The organism is Terriglobales bacterium, from assembly GCA_035624455.1.
Classification (GTDB): domain Bacteria; phylum Acidobacteriota; class Terriglobia; order Terriglobales; family Acidobacteriaceae; genus DASPRM01.
This window is the reverse complement of record DASPRM010000123.1, coordinates 1-2,550: the sequence shown is the minus strand read 5'-3', so window position 1 is coordinate 2,550 and position 2,550 is coordinate 1. Positions and strand designations below refer to the sequence as shown.

Genomic DNA, 2,550 nt, shown 5'->3' with positions numbered 1-2,550 from the left:
TTGCCGATCACTCATCCGGGTAGCTTTCGGAAGATGCTGCTGGAGCAATTGGTGCGGAAGGCGGGAATCAAGAAATATCACTTGCTGGACGGGGACGCTGCCGATCCGGCTGAGGTTTTAATGCGGGTTGGCCGGGAGTTGGCCTCCGCACCCGTCGACGTGGCCTTTCTTGGGGTTGGCGAGAATGGACATATCGCTTTCAACGACCCTCCGGCAAACTTCAGCACGGAGGAACCGTACCTTATCGTGAACCTCGATGAGGCGTGCCGGCGACAGCAGGTTGGCGAGGCCTGGTTCGCTGATGTCTCGGTCGTGCCCAGGCAGGCGATTTCAATGTCCGTGCAGCAGATACTGAAGAGCAAGGAAATCCTCGCGGTTGTGCCCGATGCTCGTAAGGCACAGGCGGTGAGGGCGTGTTTCGAAGGCGAAATCAGCCCGATGGCACCCGCGTCCATCCTCCGTACGCACCGAAACGCAACGCTGTATCTGGATAAGAATTCCGCATCGTTGCTAAGTCCGGCTTTGCGGAACCAGCTCAACCAGTCGCAAGTGATGGTCAGTTAGTGCGAGGACCACCGCAATTCCCGTGAGCGAAGTTGTTCAAGAAACCCGCTAAGCCCGAGCTGGCTGCCTTGCCAAGAGCAAATGCTGGAAGCACCGCGCATAAGTCGTCTCCTACCATTATTCCTGCTTTGCGATGGTGGATTGGCGGACTATTGTTTGCGTCGACGGTGATCAACTACATCGACCGACAAACACTGTCCCTGCTTGCCCCCTACTTGAAATCGCAGTACCGCTGGAGCAACAGCGATTATGCCAATCTGGTGATTGCCTTTCGAATCGCATACTCAGCCGGGCAAACCGTGTTTGGCAGGGTGATGGATCGCATCGGCACACGGCGCGGCCTGAGTCTCACGGTCGCCGGGTACTCGATTGTGTCGATCACCACGTCTCTGGCGCGCGGGTTAGGAAGCTTCATGGGATTCCGGTTTCTGCTGGGCGCGGGGGAATCGGCGAACTGGCCGGGTGCGATTAAGGCGGTAGCGGAGTGGTTTCCGATGCGGGAGCGTGGACTGGCTACGGCACTGTTCGACAGTGGTTCCTCGATCGGTGGCGCCATCGCCCCTTTCCTCGTCCTGCCCATCTACTTCAGATGGGGATGGCGGCCCGCGTTCATGATCCCGGGTATGCTCGGATTTCTCTGGCTCATGGTCTGGCGGCGGCTCTACTATCCGCCGGAAGCGCATCCCCACGTCAGCCCGGCGGAACGGGAGATGATTCTCGCGGAAAAATCCGAACTGCAGGCCCAGCCCGCAAGCACCGCGCCAATGCGCTGGCTCGACCTGCTGAGACTGCCGCAAACCTGGGGGACGATCGTGGCCAAGACGTTCACCGATCCGGTGTGGTTCTTCATTACCGACTGGTTCCCCATCTACCTGGTGGGGAAAGGAATTGAACTAAGGAACGGCCTGATAGCGGTGTGGATACCTTTTATCGCCGCCGATCTGGGAAACTTCTTCGGCGGCGGCATGTCGGGATTCCTGATCAAGCGCGGCTGGCCGCTGGGTGTGGCGCGCAAGGCTCTGGTGGTGTTCGGCGGAATCGGAGTTACTTTGCTCATCCCCACAATCCTCAGCACGAACCTGCGCCTCATCACCTTGCTGTTCGCCATGGCTACGTTTTCCTATGCCTCATTCAGCACCATCGCCAACGTGCTGCCCTCGGACCTTTACCACGGGGATTCAGTCGCATCCGTCAGCGGGTTGAGCGGCACGGGTGCGGGCGTCGGGACCATTGTTGCGTTCAAACTCATAGGCTATTTTTCGGATATGCGGCAGGCAACCGCTACGCATGTCTTTGATCCGATTGTGGTGGCGGCAGGATTGCTTCCGTTCCTGGGGATGATTCTGGTATTGCTGCTCGTGCGCAACACGCAAGCCACAGAGGCAGGCCGGGTGCGACGCCTTTGAAGCTTGGGCCAGAAGTGGGGAGCTTGATGAGTAGTGTGCGTGTCTTAGTTGGCGAGGAGATATGGGTTACAGTCCTTTGGAGTTAAACGGCAAGGTGGCGGTTGTCATTGGCGGGAGTTCCGGAATCGGCCAGACCCTGGCCCGCGGCCTCGCCCAGGCGGGGGCTGACGTGGTGCCCAGTGCCCGGCGCCTCGATCGGGTGAAGGCGGTTGCGAACGAAATCGAATCGCTGGGCCGTCGGTCCCTCGCCGCTACCGCAGACGTTACTGTCCGGGGCTCTCTGGAAAAGCTGCTCCAAACCACGGTGGAAGCGTTTGGGACAGTAGATATTCTTGTCAATTGTGTCGGCTTCACCCAGCGGGCGCCCACGCTCGACTTTCCGGAGGCGGATTGGAATCGGCTCATCGATACCAACCTCACCGGCACCCTGCGAGCATGCCAGGTTTTTGGGCGTCACATGATCGAGCGCGGCTACGGCCGCATCATTAATATCGCTTCCATGGGTGCATTCCTCGCTTTGTACGAGGTATCAGCGTACTGTGCCAGCAAAGCAGGCATTTCATCGCTGACGAGATCGTTG

3 protein-coding genes are annotated in these 2,550 nt (G+C 59.0%); all 3 read left to right on the top strand.

Annotation, left to right across the window (positions count from 1 at the left end; genetic code table 11):
* The coding region (locus VEG30_13690) for a 6-phosphogluconolactonase (GenBank protein ID HXZ80977.1) at positions 1 to 564 on the top strand (564 nt) is incomplete at its 5' end.
* 32 nt (positions 565 to 596) lie between these two features.
* Complete coding sequence (locus VEG30_13685) at positions 597 to 1,970, top strand: MFS transporter (GenBank protein HXZ80976.1); 1,374 nt, start codon at positions 597 to 599, stop codon at positions 1,968 to 1,970.
* 61 nt (positions 1,971 to 2,031) lie between these two features.
* The coding region (locus tag VEG30_13680; protein ID HXZ80975.1) for an SDR family oxidoreductase at positions 2,032 to 2,550 on the top strand (519 nt) is incomplete at its 3' end.